13 protein-coding genes and 2 tRNA genes are annotated in these 16,094 nt (G+C 53.4%); 5 read left to right on the top strand and 10 right to left on the bottom strand.

The genetic code is table 11. The features are described 5' to 3' along the window. Nucleotides 1-346 precede the first annotated feature (346 nt). Nucleotides 347-434, top strand: a tRNA-Ser gene (locus tag JWZ98_RS08930). A gap of 62 nt (nt 435-496) precedes the next feature. On the opposite strand, the gene JWZ98_RS08925 is transcribed toward JWZ98_RS08930, so the two are convergent. The 4 genes from JWZ98_RS08925 to JWZ98_RS08910 all read right to left on the bottom strand — a co-directional run bounded on the left by JWZ98_RS08925 (nt 497) and on the right by JWZ98_RS08910 (nt 4,212). Beyond that, a complete protein-coding gene (locus JWZ98_RS08925) occupies nt 497-703 on the bottom strand; it encodes a hypothetical protein (protein WP_205454015.1) in 207 nt (68 codons plus the stop codon). Between the two features lie 45 nt (nt 704-748). Continuing rightward, the gene (locus JWZ98_RS08920) at nt 749-2,062 is read right to left on the bottom strand and encodes a YihY/virulence factor BrkB family protein (RefSeq protein WP_205454014.1); all 1,314 of its coding nucleotides are present in this window, start codon (nt 2,060-2,062) and stop codon (nt 749-751) included. A gap of 149 nt (nt 2,063-2,211) precedes the next feature. Continuing rightward, nucleotides 2,212-4,011, bottom strand: a complete 1,800-nt coding sequence (locus tag JWZ98_RS08915) for an ABC transporter transmembrane domain-containing protein (protein ID WP_240348283.1) — start codon at nt 4,009-4,011, stop codon at nt 2,212-2,214. Between the two features lie 116 nt (nt 4,012-4,127). Beyond that, nucleotides 4,128-4,212, bottom strand: a tRNA-Leu gene (locus tag JWZ98_RS08910). Between the two features lie 149 nt (nt 4,213-4,361). Here JWZ98_RS08910 and JWZ98_RS08905 point away from each other — a divergent pair. After that, nucleotides 4,362-5,537: an integrase gene (locus JWZ98_RS08905; protein ID WP_205454013.1), complete on the top strand. Its 1,176-nt coding sequence runs from the start codon at nt 4,362-4,364 to the stop codon at nt 5,535-5,537. A gap of 18 nt (nt 5,538-5,555) precedes the next feature. Here the strand turns inward: JWZ98_RS08905 and rpoH are convergent, their stop codons facing one another. Continuing rightward, a complete protein-coding gene (gene rpoH / locus JWZ98_RS08900) occupies nt 5,556-6,422 on the bottom strand; it encodes an RNA polymerase sigma factor RpoH (RefSeq protein ID WP_205454012.1) in 867 nt (288 codons plus the stop codon). 240 nt (nt 6,423-6,662) lie between these two features. Here rpoH and JWZ98_RS08895 point away from each other — a divergent pair, with 240 nt between their 5' ends. From JWZ98_RS08895 to JWZ98_RS08885, 3 genes are all read left to right on the top strand, one after another. Continuing rightward, a complete protein-coding gene (locus JWZ98_RS08895) occupies nt 6,663-8,324 on the top strand; it encodes a glutamine--tRNA ligase/YqeY domain fusion protein (protein WP_205454011.1) in 1,662 nt (553 codons plus the stop codon). 14 nt (nt 8,325-8,338) lie between these two features. Continuing rightward, the gene (locus JWZ98_RS08890) at nt 8,339-9,223 is read left to right on the top strand and encodes a fructosamine kinase family protein (RefSeq protein WP_205454010.1); all 885 of its coding nucleotides are present in this window, start codon (nt 8,339-8,341) and stop codon (nt 9,221-9,223) included. A gap of 216 nt (nt 9,224-9,439) precedes the next feature. Beyond that, a complete protein-coding gene (locus JWZ98_RS08885; RefSeq protein ID WP_205454417.1) occupies nt 9,440-10,084 on the top strand; it encodes a response regulator transcription factor in 645 nt (214 codons plus the stop codon). A gap of 17 nt (nt 10,085-10,101) precedes the next feature. Here JWZ98_RS08885 and JWZ98_RS08880 read toward each other — a convergent pair whose 3' ends face one another. The 5 genes from JWZ98_RS08880 to JWZ98_RS08860 are packed head-to-tail and all read right to left on the bottom strand — an operon-like array spanning nt 10,102 to nt 15,951. Further along, nucleotides 10,102-10,551 carry a hypothetical protein gene (locus JWZ98_RS08880; protein ID WP_205454009.1) on the bottom strand — a complete coding sequence of 150 codons (450 nt, stop codon included), beginning with the start codon at nt 10,549-10,551 and terminating at the stop codon, nt 10,102-10,104. Further along, on the bottom strand, nt 10,552-11,775 hold the full coding sequence (locus JWZ98_RS08875) for a type II secretion system F family protein (protein WP_205454008.1): 1,224 nt from the start codon (nt 11,773-11,775) through the stop codon (nt 10,552-10,554). A gap of 1 nt (nt 11,776) precedes the next feature. Next, complete coding sequence (locus JWZ98_RS08870; RefSeq protein WP_033156644.1) at nt 11,777-13,429, bottom strand: GspE/PulE family protein; 1,653 nt, start codon at nt 13,427-13,429, stop codon at nt 11,777-11,779. 4 nt (nt 13,430-13,433) lie between these two features. Then, nucleotides 13,434-14,159 (bottom strand): hypothetical protein, encoded by a 726-nt coding sequence (locus tag JWZ98_RS08865; RefSeq protein WP_205454007.1) that lies wholly within the window; start codon nt 14,157-14,159, stop codon nt 13,434-13,436. Next, nucleotides 14,137-15,951 carry a hypothetical protein gene (locus JWZ98_RS08860; protein WP_033156646.1) on the bottom strand — a complete coding sequence of 605 codons (1,815 nt, stop codon included), beginning with the start codon at nt 15,949-15,951 and terminating at the stop codon, nt 14,137-14,139. The genes JWZ98_RS08865 and JWZ98_RS08860 overlap by 23 nt, the downstream gene beginning before the upstream one ends. Nucleotides 15,952-16,094 lie beyond the last annotated feature (143 nt).

The raw sequence follows: 16,094 nt of genomic DNA, 5'->3' as shown, positions 1-16,094 counted from the left end.
TATAGAAGGACTGGCCCCTTTCCTTAAACTCCAGCACAGGACCGATTGAATTCGGCCTGAGTCTACTATACTTGTTAAACTGTAAAATTGCAACGATATAACGTAATTGCCTTGAAAAGTAACAATATTTTTCAGAATTATCAACACGTACATTTTACGTTGGCATACTTTTCTGCTGCTCCACAACTTCATTGCGCATACCAAGAAAGTCGCCTAAAAACAGGAAGTTACGCTACACAAACCTGCTACACAATGCGATAAATTTATAGCAGAAAACAAGCTGTTCTTGAGGGTAGTCAAAATCGACTGATTCAAATAAAGTTAATATAAATCAGTTAGATAGAGTGGAGAGATGGCCGAGCGGTCGAAGGCGCACGCCTGGAAAGTGTGTATACGGCAACGTATCGAGGGTTCGAATCCCTCTTTCTCCGCCAACTTATAAATTATTGAATAACAATAATTTTTTTTGAAAAAGCCTCTTGTGTAACAGAGTTTGCTAAACAACCCTGTTACACAAGAGGCTTTTTTTGGGGGCAATTTCCCCTATCTTTTTAAACGACGCAGCAACTACCTCAAAATTAGCAATCCTGCTCAGCATCAAGAAGCGCTCGCTCAACGCAACTGAAATTGTACGAAGCTTAAAGACTGAAAGCCAGTCATGCAACGATTCCGCTTGCTTTGCAACTTGCGCTAAATGTTGCATTGGCTTTCAAATTAAAATTCTCAGCACTCAATTCTACCGACTCTTTCAAATGTCTTTTAGCAGCTGATTACGCTCGGATGCTTCTATCAGACTCTTGAAGCTTTCGACCGCGTCGATCAGCAGCGGCTGCTGGTTGCTTTCCGGCAATTGGTTTTGCCCGCATTGCTCCAGTGCGTTGATCACAAAGCTGATGGTCAGGATATGAATGTCTACAGCCGGCAGATAGACCTCGTCGCTACCATCAGGTTCTTTCAGTTCGGCCAGCAGGTGGCTAAGCAATAATTTCGCCAGCACATCCTGAACAATCGCGATGGGTATAGCCAGCTTGCCGGCAATCTCGGCGGCGCTTAAAGGCGCTTGCAGCTGGCCAAAGTTTTTGACTATGAGATGCATGACTTGCAGGGCCACCAGCTTTTTCAACGCAAAACTTAAGTGAGCAAAGCGGTTGTTGTTGCGATAGGTTTGATAGTTTTGGGTATAAAACGCCATCTCGCAGCCGAATAATACAATCATCCAACAGCTTTGCAGCCAAACCACAAATAAGGGTAAGGCCGCAAAACTACCGTAAATGGCGTTATAACTCGACACGCCGATCTGCAAGCTCAAATACGCCCATTGCAACAGATGGTAACTAACGCCCGTCACCACGCCGGCGAGAATGCCTGCGTGAAAGCTTATTTTATGGTTAGGCATAAAAATAAACGTAAAGGAAAACAAGGCAGTCATCAACAATACCGGCGACAAACTCAGCGCCTTAACCACCAGCCAGCTGGCGAACGCCGGCAATTGAATGACGGTAATAAACCAGGTTATCTGCGTACTAACAAACACAGTGATACTGCTGGCAGCGATCAGCAATACCGGCGCCAACAGCATCAGGGATAAATAATCGCTAAATTTGCGTCCCAAGGACCGGCTCTTGCCGATTTTCCAGATGTAGTTAAACGACTCTTCGATATTGCCTATCAAGCTGATAATGGTCCAAAACAGCACGACAATCCCTATTCCGGCCACCACTTCGCCTTTAGCGCTTTCCAGAAGATTTTTGGCAAAGCCGATTAGTTGCACCACCAAAGCATCTCGCTCCGGCATACGCTGCAACAGTTCTTGCTCCAGCATAGTTTCAAAGCCAAAGCCCTTGGCAATCCCGAACAACATGGCGATAACCGGCACTATCGACAAAATGCTGTACAAGGTCAAAGCGGAGGCGCGTAGCTGACAAAGATCGAGACCGAAACTTTGCAAGGACAAAATAACGATTTTTAGATACTTGATTAGTTTTTCTTGAACATACGGCAGATCTTGCTCGTGCAGCAGCCAGATATCGTCTTGGATAAATTTTAATACTTTGTGGTACATGACTGGACTTGGCTGGTGGCGATAACTTCGAACATAGAATCCGTTCTCCGCAGACAGTATAAATTGAAAAAGCGGAGTTTATCTCAATACGTCTTGCGCCACCGACAAGCCAGCCACTCGGTCGCGTCAGGTTGCGGCGCTATCCGAGCTTATTGCACGTCAAACTGTAAGTTTGCCAATCTGGCATACAGTCCGCTTTGTTTTCGTAAATCATCTGGCGAGCCGGTTTCGACGATGCGTCCTTGATCTAACACCACGATGCGGCTGACTTTATTAACGGTTGCCAAACGGTGCGCGATAATCAAGGTGGTGCGTCCTCGCATCGCCGCATTCAAACCCTGTTGCACCAATACTTCTGACTCCGCATCCAGCGCGCTGGTGGCCTCGTCCAGTAACAACAGGGGGGCGTTTTTCAGAATAGCCCGGGCGATGGCGATACGCTGGCGTTGGCCGCCGGACAGGCGCGTACCGCGCTCGCCGAGAAACGTTTGGTAACCGTCAGGCAAGCGGTCGATGAATTCCGCTACCTGCGCCAATTGCCCCGCCGCAATGACTTCCGCATCGCTGGCATCGGGTCGGCCGTAGCGGATATTCTCCAGTGCGGAGGTCGAGAATATCACCGCGTCTTGCGGCACTATGGCAATTTTGCTGCGTAGTTCCTGCAAGGACAGGTGACGAATATCCTGACCGTTTAGGCGGATGGTGCCGTGGGTGACATCGTAAAAACGCAATAATAATTGGAACAGTGTGGTCTTGCCGGCACCGGACGGACCGATAAAGGCAACACTTTCTCCTGCGGCTATGCTCAGATCAACCCTATCCAGGGCGGCGGATTGTAAGCGCGAAGGATAGCTGAAGCTGACGTCTTGAAATTGAATTTCTGCTTTGTCGCCATCAACCAAAGACTGGGGAGCAAAAGCATCGACTATCGCCGGTTCGGCATGCAGCAGTTCCAGCAAGCGCCCGGTTGCGCCGGTCGCTCGCATCACATCGCCCCAGACTTCGGCTATGGTACTGACCCCACTGGACACCAGCGTGGCGTAAAGTACAAAAGAAGCCAGTTGCCCACCGGTCATAATACCGGCGTTGACCTGGTTGGCGCCTATCCAAAGCACGAAAATGATGGAACCCATCACGGCCGTGATGACGATAACCGTCAACGCGGAACGAAACCGGCTGCGGCGGACGGCGGTGCGGAAACTGATTTCAGCGCGCTCTTTGAAGCGGTTCGCTTCGCGGCGCTCCTGAGTATACGCTTGGACGGTAGGTACAGCATTGAGGATCTCGCCCGCCAACGCCGAGGCATCGGCAATCTTATCCTGCGATTCCCGCGACAGCTTTTTTACTTTCCGGCCCATGGCCAAAATCGGTAAGGTCAGCAAGATCATCAACCCCAATATCAGCGAAAACAGATGCAAGCTGGTCACCGCCAGCATGATCATGCCGCCGACAAACTGGAATAAACTGCGCAGACCCATGGATATCGAACTGCCTACCACAGTCTGGATCAGCGTGGTATCGCCGGTCAGTCGTGATAGTACTTCCCCGGTTTGTAAGGTCTCGAAAAACTGCGGAGACTGTGCTAATACACGCTGGTAAACCGCGCCGCGCAAATCCGCCGTCACCCGTTCGCCGACCCAGCTCACAGTGTAGTAACGTGCCGCTATCGTCACAGCCCATAGGCAGGCTAAGCCAAAAAGAGCAAGAAAGTGTCCATCCATGCTCAGCGAACCCAACAAACCCCCTTGCTCAGTCTGTCGCTGCCCAAAACCAAAATCGATCAGGTCGCGGAATGCCAAAGGCACTAACAAAATTGTTGCCGAGCCAAGGCACAACAAGCAAAAAGCCAGAAGCATTCTGGCACGATAGGGACGGATAAATGGCCATAACGCCTTTAAGGTCGATATTTTTCGGGTGGAATCGGTTTGCTTAGAACGGGAGAAAGGCATATCAATACCTCGTGAAGAACCTTGGCGCGAAAATGCATCGCTTAAAAATAAAAAACCCGCTAAGCCTTTCGGCTAGCGGGTTTTTAAATTTCTTTGGACTACTCTGGAAGAGTAGGTGGTACCGAGGGTCGGAATCGAACCGACACTCCTTTCGGAACCGGATTTTGAATCCGGCGCGTCTACCAGTTTCACCACCCCGGCAAAGAAAGCGTCATTATACTGATTTTTGCAGAAATGCCAAACTATTTTTTACGCTGCGAATTGCCTCAAATTAAAAGTAACCCAAGGGGTCATTAAAAACGGGTCGTTGCCTCACATTGTGTGTAACCGAAATCAAGCGGGTTACCACCATGGGAAAACACGAACGACGAGCCTATTTACAGGCTATCCAAAAGCGCTATCGACAAAGCGATAGGGCCACGAAACAAACGATCCTAAACGAGTTTTGCGAAGTCTGCGGCTACGCCCGTAAGTACGCGATCCGTTTGCTGAATCGAAAAGCCAAGCCAACCGCTTCGCCTAGCAAACGGCCCGGCCCCAAGCGGAAATATCAAGCCGAGGTGTTGCTGGAGCCATTGAAGCGCATCTGGTTTGCTAGCGATCAACTGTGCGGCAAGCGCCTGAAAGCCGCGATACCGATCTGGCTGCCTCATTACGAAGATCAATACGGCCCCTTGGCGGATGGCGTGCGCGCCGACTTGCTCAAGGTGTCGGCGGCGACCTTGGATCGCTTGCTCAAGCCCTTGCGCGTCCAGCATCCCAAGGGCTTGTCCGGCACCAAGCCTGGCTCGCTGTTGAAAACCCAAATTCCCATTCGCACTCATCATTGGGACGAAACCCAGCCCGGTTTTGTCGAAGCCGATACTGTCGCTCACTGTGGCAATTCGCTGGCCGGCGATTTCGTCTGGAGCCTGACGATGACGGACATTGTCACCGGCTGGACCGAATGCCGGGCCACCTGGAATAAAGGCTCGCAAGGTATCCTGGAACAGATTCAGGCCATCGAGAACCTGTTGCCATTCCCTTTGAAAGGCTTCGATTGCGACAATGGTTCTGAATTTCTCAATCATCACCTGGTTCGCTATTTCATCGACCACCCGCAAAAGCCGGCGTTTACCCGCTCCAGGCCTTACAAGAAAAACGACAATGCCCACGTCGAGCAGAAAAACTGGACTCACGCCAGGCAATTATTCGGCTACGACCGGCTGGATAATGCCGCGCTGGTGCCGTTGATGAACGCGGTCTACAGCACGCTTTGGTGCCCTTTGCAGAATCATTTCTGTCCCAGTCTGAAACTGCGGAAAAAACACCGAGACGGCGCCAAAGTCGTGAAAAAATACCATGCCCCGCAAACCCCTTACCAACGGGTGATCAATCATCCTGACATTCCGGAAACCACCAAACAGACTCTCCAGGAACATCATGCCAAACTCAATCCATTTGCTCTTAAGGCCGCCATTGAGCAACAATTGAAACTCATTTTTTCACAAGTCCAGGTTACCTCTAATGTGAGGCAACGACTCTGATACTTCGGTTACCTTTTTCTATGAGGCAATACGCGCTGCCAATATTACCGCTGCTTTCAGCTTTTTCATGGCGTTTTGTTCAAGCTGTCTGATACGCTCGGCCGACACTTGATAACGATCCGCCAATTCGTGCAAAGTGGCTTTTTCTTCCACCAGCCAGCGGCTAGCCAGAATATCGCGGCTTCTGTCGTCCAAGCCAGCCATGGCGTCCATCAGCAATTCTTCCTTACGGTCTTCCCAGTCGCTATTTTCCAGCAATAAAGCCGGATCGGCACCATGCTGTTCCAGATAAGCGATGGGTGCTTGCACATGATCTTCGCTGTCATCGCCCGTTGGCTCAAGTCCTATATCGCGACCGTCCAAACGCCGTTCCATTTCGTAAACCGTTTTGACGTCCACGTCCAGGTTCTCTGCAATCGCTTCCGCATCGTCTTGCGATAGGTAGTTCAAGTCGTTTTTAAACTTACGCAGATTAAAAAACAGTTTGCGCTGCGCTTTAGTGGTAGCAACTTTAACGATGCGCCAGTTTTTAATCACATATTCGTGAATTTCCGCTTTGATCCAATGTACGGCAAACGACACCAAGCGCACGCCCATGTCGGGGTCGAAACGCTTGACCGCTTTCATCAAGCCGATATTGCCTTCCTGAACAATGTCCGCCAAAGGCAGACCGTAACCGGCATAGCCTCTGGCTACATGCGCCACGAAGCGCAAATTGGACATCACCAGCTCACGCGCAGCATTCAGGTCGCCTTCATCCCGGTAACGTAACGCCAAGTCCTGCTCCTGCTCGACGCTGAGTTTGGGCATTTGGGCGACTAAGTTCAAATAAGAATCAAACGTCCCAACCGATAAATTGATCGGCAAAGCCAAGCTGTTGTTCATATCACCCTCGTTTCCGCGGAATAAATTAACGTTAACCGAATTCTAGCACTCGAAACACGAGAGTGCTAATAATTTAGTAAAAATCTTTTGATACAGATAGTTACACTGAATTTTGCTTCAATTTTGCTGCGTAAGCAGCTAACGATGCCGCCTTTACGAATTCCGACCAAACTCGTTAAAATGCAGATTAAGTCAGAAATCTCCGCCTAACTCATCAAAACCACAGCCATTTACTCAAACATGTCAGCTTCCGATAGCCCCGTATCATCCAACTTTATTAGACACATCATTGCCGCCGATCTGGCCGCCAACAAAAACAACGGCAAAGTTGCCACCCGCTTCCCTCCCGAACCGAACGGCTATCTGCACATCGGCCACGCCAAATCGATTTGCCTGAATTTCACCCTTGCCGCCGAAAACAACGGTACCTGCAATTTACGCTTCGACGACACCAACCCGGAAAAAGAAAGCGTCGAATATATGGAAGCCATCGAACGCGACGTGCAATGGTTAGGATTTAAATGGGCCGGAAAATATCACGCCTCCGACTATTTCGAGCAACTCTACGACTATGCGGTACAGTTGATTAAACAAGGCGATGCCTATGTGGACAGCTCGACTCCGGAACAAATGCGCGCCGACCGCGGTACCTTGACCGAACCCGGTAAAGAAAGCCCGGACCGTAGCCGCTGCATCGAAGAAAACCTGGATTTGTTTACCCGCATGCGCGCCGGCGAGTTCGCCGACGGCCAATATGTGCTGCGCGCCAAAATCGATATGGCCTCGCCCAACATTAATATGCGCGACCCGACCATCTACCGCATTCGCCGCGTCCATCACCAACGTACCGGCGACGCTTGGTGTGTATATCCGATGTACGACTACACGCATTGCATTTCCGACGCTTTGGAAGGCATTACCCACTCGATTTGTACTTTGGAGTTTGAAGATCACCGCCCGCTGTACGACTGGGTGCTGGACAAGTTGCAAACCCCTTGCCATCCTCAACAAATTGAGTTCGCCCGCCTACAATTGGAATACACCATCGTCAGCAAGCGTAAACTGCTGCAACTGGTCACCGAAAAGCACGTCAATGGCTGGGACGATCCGCGCATGCCGACTATTTCCGGCCTGCGCCGGGCGGGTTTTACCCCGGAAGCGATTCGCGATTTCTGCGAACGCATCGGCGTCACCAAAAATGACTCCTGGATCGAAATGGGCGTACTGGAAAACTGCATCCGCGAAGACTTGAACGAACGCGCACCTCGGGCAATGGCCGTATTAAGGCCGTTAAAAGTCGTCATCAGCAACTGGGAAGACGGCAAAACCGAAACCTACCAAATCGCCAACCATCCGCAAAAACCGGAAATGGGTAGCCGCGAAGTCAGTTTTTCCAAAACCATTTTGATCGAACAAGACGATTTCATGGAAAACCCGCCTAAAGACTTCAAACGTTTGGTGCCGGGCGGTGAAGTGCGCTTGCGCGGTTCTTACGTGATCAAATGCGAGGAGGCGATTAAAGACGACGCCGGCAATATCATCGAACTGCGTTGCAGCTACGATCCGGCCACCTTAGGCAAAAACCCGGAAGGCCGCAAAGTAAAAGGCGTAATCCATTGGGTTTCTGAACAACACGCCCTGCCCGCCGAACTGCGTTTATACGACCGCTTGTTCAGCCATCCCAACCCGGACACTTTGGATAACTTACTGGATGGCATCAATCCCAATTCGCTGGAAGTGTTGACTGATTGCCGAGTGGAAGCCAGCCTGGTCAATGCCACGCCGGATACCCGTTATCAATTTGAGCGCACCGGCTATTTTTGCCTGGACTATGCCGACAGCACGCCGGAAAAACTGGTGTTTAACCGTACCGTGACCTTACGCGACAGTTGGGCGAAATAGCCGGTTAATTCATCATGGCCGCGCTGCAAGCATTAATTAATCACCTCGAAGCACAAACCGGCCAATCACTAAACAACCACCGCCTCAGCACTATCGGCGGTGGCGACATCAATAGCGCTTACCGGCTGCAAGCCGCCAATATCGACTGGTTTATCAAATTAAACCGGGCAAGCCTGGCAGATATGTTTGTAGCGGAAGCGGCCGGTTTACGCGAGTTAGCCAGCATAGGCGCGGTGCGCGTGCCCAAGGTGATTTGCTTTGGCGAATGTCAACAACACGCTTATCTGGTGCTGGAATTCATCGTATTGGGCGCGTTGCATAGCTGCAGCGCCAGCTTATTCGGCGAACAACTGGCCTTGCTGCACCAACGGCCGCAAACCTATTTCGGCTGGCCCATCGATAACACCATAGGCTCCACGCCGCAACATAACGCCAGACACGACGATTGGGTCAGTTTTTGGCAGCAACAACGCCTGGGCAAGCAATTGCAGTTTGCCGCCGCCAATGGTTATCGCGGCTCACTGCAAACGCAAGGCGATAAACTGCTGGAAAGAATTGGCGACTTTTTCAGCGATTACCGCCCACACCCATCCTTACTGCACGGCGACTTATGGGGCGGCAATGCTGCCGCAGACAACCAAGGACAACCGATAATCTTCGACCCGGCTTGCTATTACGGCGACCGTGAAACCGATCTGGCCATGACCGAATTATTCGGCGGTTTCAGCCGCGATTTTTATGCGGCTTATCAAGCCAAATATCCGCTGGACCCTGGCTACAAAACCCGTAAAACCCTTTACAACCTTTACCATATCCTTAACCATCTCAACCTGTTCGGCAGCGGTTACTTGAACCAGGCCAACAGCATGATCGCTCAGTTATTGGCCGAATTAAACTAATCGCGTTCAGCACCGAATGGCCAACCAAAGCAATAGGTTGACATAGCCAGTTGCAATTCCCCCTCCTGCATTTTCCCTGCTCATAAAAAGAATTTTTCCCGCCTCAATTCAGGAATTTCCTCCTAGATAATAGCCGTCAATTTTAAGGCCGAAACAGCAGCTTATATCCAGAGCCGCGTTTCGAAATTTATGACACCAACCCATCTCACCGCTGCCATGAGCAACACCCTAAAAATATTGTTAGTCGACGACCATGCCGTGGTACGCGCAGGTTTTCGCATGCTATTGTCGGTTAGCGGCAATGTCGAAGTCATCGCCGAAGCAGAACGCGGCGAACGAGCGATTCAGCTTTATTGCGAGTCCAAGCCGGATCTGGTGGTCATGGATTTATCCATGCCGGGAATCGGCGGTCTGGAAGCCATTCGCCGGATCGTCGCACGGGATGCTGATGCGCGGATTTTGGTATACAGCATCTATCACGAGCAAGTTTACGTACGGCGTGCCTTGGATGCCGGCGCGCAAGGGTACATCACTAAAAACATGGCGCCGAACCTATTGTTACCGGCGATAGAAAGCATTATGCAAGGTAAAGGTTATACGGAACCCGGCCTGCTTAAACCCGCGGACGAGCCGTCCGCCAATGCGCAGTATCAAGCGCTGATCGATGCATTCTCGCCGCGCGAGTTCGATATTTTCCGGCTACTGGCCCAAGGCCTGACGGTCTCGAAAATTTCCGTTCACCTGTGTTTGGGCAATAAAACCATCGCCAACTACGCGACGCAAATCAAGAAAAAACTGCAGGTGCAGACCACCACCGAATTGGCCCACATCGCCGTCAACCTAAACATACTCAATCAGTAAACCTTATCTAAAACCGCTCAGCGCAATACTCTGATCGAACCCAAGGTACCGGTTTCAACGGTCACGCTCAGCCGGGTAATTTTACTGACGCGGATGGCGTTCTTGGGTTGCGAGGGGTCGAAATTGAATTCGTCGCCCTCGCGAACCATAAAAGTACCGACACCGCTGACTTCCAATAAGGCAATAAAAGCCTTGCCGGACGGATTCAACAAACCGCGTAATTTCAGGTTCGGCACCTTCATGGTTTCCTGATTTGGCATAAACCCATACGCACCGGCGGCGGTGCCGCCCTGCGCGCCAGCCGTTTCGTACATCAGTTCGCTGGGTGTGAACGGATCGCGCAACTGTTTCGGCGCCGAAGGCGTCAAAGGCAGCGGCGTGGCCGGCGCTTCCAGAGCCTGCGCGGCTAGTGCCGCCATTGAAAAAACAAGGCCGGCAATCGGCTTGATTGAATTCGACAAACTCATTTAATGCCCCGATACCAAAGAGAATAAGGCTTGAAAGAATGCGTAATAGACAAAGCCCACCATCAAGCCTATGACCAAAATCATCACCGGCTCGATCAGGGCCGACAGGCGCTTGATCGCAATTTCCAACAGCTTTTCGTAATAAAGCCCCAGTTCCTGTAACACCTCGTCCAGCGCCCCGGTCCCTTCGCCTACTGCAACCATCTGCACCACCAGCGGCGGAATGCGTGGATGATCGATGCTGCGCGCAATATCCCGCCCCTCTAAAATCTGGTTCGATGCGGCTAGCAACTGATCGACATAAACCCGGTTGCCCAGCAAATTAGCGGTAATTTTCAACGCTTCAAACACCGTCACACCGCTGCGCAGCAAAATCGACAGCGCCCAGTTCATCTGCGCCATGGCACCGGTTACCAGCAGCGAGCCGATCACCGGCAACCGCAGCAACAGCCGGTCTATCCACAAGCGGCCATTACGGGTTTGATAAATCAATATCACCAACAGCAACAAAGCCGCCGCACCGCCTACCAGCCACAGGCCATGCTGGCGCACGAAGTCGGATATATCCACCAGCAACTGGGTAGACGGCGGCAAGGCTTTACCTTTGCCCATCAAAAACTTGCTGAATTTGGGGATGATTTTTACCACCATGAAAATGCCGACGCCGATTGCCGCCAGCAGTACAATCGCCGGATAAATCATCGCGTTGATGGTCTGCGCCCGCAAAGCGGCTCTTTTATCCAGATGTATCGCCAACCTTTCCATGATTTGGTCCAAATCGCCCGTGGTTTCGCCGGCAACCACCAAATTGATCGCCATTTCCGGAAACACCGCCTTGTGCTTACTCATCGCCGACGACAGCGATTGGCCGACCCGAATGTCCTTCAGCATCAGGCGTAAAGTCAAATTCAAGCGCGGATTGGTCAATTGCGCCTGGGCCAGCTCCAGGGCCTGGGCCACCGGAAGGCCCGCCCGCAGCATAAAACTCATTTGCCTGAAAAAGAATATCAACGCCGTATTCGTTACCGAACGTTGCGAGGCCAACCAGTCCGAAAAATTGGCCTGCCCAAAAAAACCGCTACTGCCGCGTCCCTGCCGCAATGCCAAAACTCGCAAACCGCGCTGGCGCAATTGTGATGCTGCATTACCCATATCGTCGGCTTGCAAGCGGCCACCAATCTCGTTGCCGCGCTCATCCAAGGCGGTGTAAACAAATTCAGCCATCTCAGTTTACGCCGCGCATACCGCGGGTTTTGTGGACCGCCACATCGCGTAACTCGTCCAACGTAGTCATGCCCAACAGCACTTTACGGCAGCCGTCCTCCCACATAAAACTCAGCCGCTCGCCGGCACTGGCTTCCAAGGTTTCCTCATCGGTACCGCGCGCCACCAAGCGTGCCAGAGTTTCATCCAGCCACAGGGTTTCGAACAATCCCAGCCGGCCGCGAAAACCGCTGCCCTGGCAGATCACGCAACCGCCCGGTTCGTAAATCTGCACGGCATCGTCATCCCGCCCCAGTTCCGCCAGCTCGGCTGGCGTCGCCAAGCGTGATTTGCGGCAATGCCCGCATAAGCGGCGCACCAAACGCTGGGCAATAACCGCCGCCACCGTGGAACCGATCAGGAACGGTTCGCAACCGATGTCGATCAAGCGCGTGACAGCGCTCACCGCGTTGTTGGTGTGCAGCGTCGAAAACACCAAATGCCCGGTCATGGCCGCTTTTACCGCCACATCGGCGGTTTCCGGGTCGCGAATCTCGCCTACCATCAGCACATCCGGATCGTGCCGCAAAAACGAGCGCAGGGCGTCAGCAAAGCTGACTTTCGGCCCGGTCTGCAATTGAGAAACCCCGTGCATCACATATTCGATCGGGTTCTCCACGGTCATGATGTTGATGTCGGCGCGGTTGATTTCCTGGAGCGCGGCGAACAAGGTGGTCGATTTACCACTCCCGGTCGGACCGGTCAGCAGCACCATGCCATAGGGGCGGTGGATCACCTTGCGAAAATGCTGTAAGTCGTCTTCCATCATGCCCAAATCGGCCAGCGTCAAGCCGAACGCCTCTTGGCCGAGCAGCCGCAGCGTCATCCGTTCGCCCAGCCGGGTCGGCGCCGTCGCCACCCGAATGTTAAAGCCCTTATCAATAGGCTTAGGCAAATGATAAGAAAAACCGCCGTCTTGCGGCATGCGCTGTTCGGCTATATCCAAGCCGGCCAGCACCTTGACCCGCGACACCAAAGCAGCCGCCGCGCCGGCGTTGGCGACCAACGGAAAGTCGCGCAATTTGCCGTCCACCCGCAAACGAACCCGCAGACCTTGCGCATCCGGCAATAAGTGAATGTCCGAGGCCCGGTAAAAATAGGCTTCGCGGATAATACCGTCCAGCATCGCCACCAAATCGGTATCGGTCTCCGCTGTCACAGCGCCGCTTTGTTCCGGCGCCGATTTTCCGGCCAATGCCTGCTTTACCTTTAATTGCAATAAAGCCAGATCGGCCATTGCCAGCGGCAATACCTGCCCCAACAAGCGTTGCACCGAATCGATGCCACCCCGGTCGCCCGGATCGCCGCAGATCAGTAACACCTGTTCACCATCACTCACCGGCAACAGCAATTTGCGCTGTACCAGACTGGGCGGAATTTTTTTTAACAAGGTGTTTTCCACCTGTAGCGTATCCAGATCGACATACTGCACACCGTATTGCTCGGCCACCGCCCGGTGCAAGGCCGATAAGGGAAAACGATAATGGGCCTGAACCATGCTTAGCAAACTCAAGCGTTGCCGGCGGGCTTCCAGACGCAGGCGTTCCAATTGCGCAGCTTCAATCAAGCCACAGCGCACACCGGCTTCCAAGAGATGTTCGTCATTGATAGCCATACGCTTACAACGCCAAAATCACTTCGGCCAACAAAGATTGCGGATAGCCGGGCATGGCCAACGCCGGCATGCGCTCGACGCTGATACGCAGCACCGCCACTTGAAACGGCAGCCGATCCAAATCGTGAATAAACCGGTTCAAAGCCAGATAGGTGCCCTCCACCTCCAGGCGCCGCAACGGTCTTTCCAACAACGACCCCGGCGACATGCGCGCCACCCAACCAGCACTCAACGGCGGAATCACCGCAGCGATGGGCGCAGCGGCAGCGGCCGGCGTCACCGTCGCCGGTTTGTTTTTCCGGCTTTTCTTGGTGGTTGCCGGTGCCGCCGCAACCGGCGCGGCATTGTTGCTTACCGCCGCTTTGAAAACCTCGTTGGCGCGCACATGAATCTGCGCATCCCGCGCCACTTTGGAAATATTCACAATCAGAAACTGCGAGTCGTCCGGCGCCAGATGTTTTTCCACGCTGTCCGACTGCTCCTTGATAGCCGCCAGCAAACGCTCTTGTTCCGCTAATTGGCTCTTCAAACGCTCGATGTCCTCATCCGGTTCTTCCGGGATCTCGGCGGTACGCAGGCGCTTATCGGTGGCTTCCGCCGTTTGTTGCAATTGGCCGATTTCCCGGTTGGCCGGCACCCAGCGCAACCAGGCGTATCCGCCGATGACGATCACGCCGATAGCCAAGGCCGATAACCATTGTTCGCGCTTACTCAAAGGGGGTAGTTTCATGGGGGTTTGGATTGGATAAACGAATGATTTTGCCGTCCGGCTCGGCCAATTTGACCAGCCGCAAGGAAATACTGAAGCCGTTGCTCTGCAGCGGTCCTTTGCCGAAAGTCACTTTGGGCTCGCGAACCTGCAAATCCCAGCGGGCGGCGGCATCACCCACCCGTTTGATAAAGGTCTGCGCCGCGCTGTCGCTGAGCGCCCAGGCTTCCAGCACCAGGTTTTCCGCTTCGATGCGTTTGGCGTCGATAGGATTGGGCGGAGCCGCGTTCGGCGCCGCGGCCGGTTTTAATGCCGACTTGTCCGGCTCATCCAAACGCTCGATCACCACCTCATTGTCAACCAGCGTTTGCAGCATACCCAACACACCTTTGACCAAATCCATGCGCTCCGGAATATCTTCGTCGTAGAAGCGGGCCAGATTTTCCAGACGCGACTGTTCGGTGCGCAAACTCTTTATCTTGTCCTTGATCTGGGCGATTTCAGCCGCTTGGGCATTGATGCGCTTAATAGCCTCATCGATACTTTGCCAGCTGGTATCCACCTGCTGCTTGTAGCTCTCAACGCTGCTTTTGCGCGCCCACAAGGACAGCTCGGCCACGCCGACCACCACCAATAGCAGCAGCACCAGCGCCGCGGCCCGCACCTCCAAGCGATCACGCAGTGCCGGCAACGGGCCGCCCAAGCGCACCCCCACGCAACGCTCCGCTTCGGCCAAGCCCAGGGCGTGGTAAGCCGCTCCGGCCATGCCCGGCGAGACCTTATCGCCAACGACAGCATGGGTTAGCGGGTGCAAGTCCAGTTCCAGCATGTGTTCCAAATTAGCGGCCAGCTCGGGTGCCGGCGGCCAACTAGCCAACCACACCGGCTCGCGCGGCGGCGCATGCAGCGCGTGGTAGCTTTCCAGGCAAATATCCAGCGGCGCTTTGTGCAGATTCAAATAGTGGCGCAAGGCCGTAATCCCGTCAGCGGCTATCCGCGTGCTAAACCCCAAACCGGGTTGAGTCTCCAGCAGCACCGCTTGGGTTTCTGTCGGGGGCAATAAGGCCGCGCTGCAACCGGTCAAGGGATACATGGTTTGCAATTTCAAACCCTGCCGCGCAAAAGCGTCCGACCAGCGCTGCAACAAACTTTGGTGCACGCAACTAATCAGCCAATTGAAAGTGCCGGGTATATCTTCCACCGCGCTCTGCGCCGCCCAGCCCACTTCGATCGCCTCGTCAGCGGCTTTCAGCCATTCCTGCCCAGTCAAGCAAGCATTGAGCTGACTGCGCTTGATGTAGCCCAACTCCACCGCCAGATCGCCGAAACGCCGCAAGGAAAACTGCTCGGCCAACGCCAAGCCACCGCCGGCCCTGGATTTGCCTTGCTGCAAATCCATCACCGCCCGGGCCTGTTCCTCGGTCATATAACCTTGGCCCACCAATAAATGCCCCACCGACCAGCGGGTAACGTGCTGCAGCAACAGTGGCTCGGCTTCCCAGCGCGCCAGCTCCAACATCTGCAACAACGGCCGGGGTTTGCGAGGATTGACCGGTAACTCCACCAGCGTGGAAAACACCGCCGGCGACAACAGAATCGCCGAACCGCCGCCCTGCCAACCCTGGCTTTTTAGCGTAGTCAACACATCGCTCAGGCCTTCGGCCATATCCACCTGCTCGGTGTTTGCCTGATACAGCAATTCCATATCCTGATCGGCACGGCGCAGCACGGCGGCGCGCAAGGAAAAACCGTCGGTCTCGCAGACTAATAACTGCGACGGGATAGCAAAAGGGATAAAACGGTTAAATTTCATGGAGGCTTGGCATTAGAGATTTTTTAGCGGTTTCCGGACTGTGGCATTTTCGGCGCTGCCGCTTGGCGCCCCGACGATCCTCGATCGCTGCCATTAAGTTAACAGCAGGAGATTCCCTCTCCCCCAGGGAGAGGGTTAGGGTT

Origin of the sequence: Methylomonas sp. EFPC1 (assembly GCF_016925515.1) — a bacterium.
Taxonomy (GTDB): Bacteria; Pseudomonadota; Gammaproteobacteria; order Methylococcales; family Methylomonadaceae; genus Methylomonas; species Methylomonas defluvii.
Note: the sequence above shows the minus strand (reverse complement) of the source record. Positions and strands in the feature narration are given on the sequence as shown.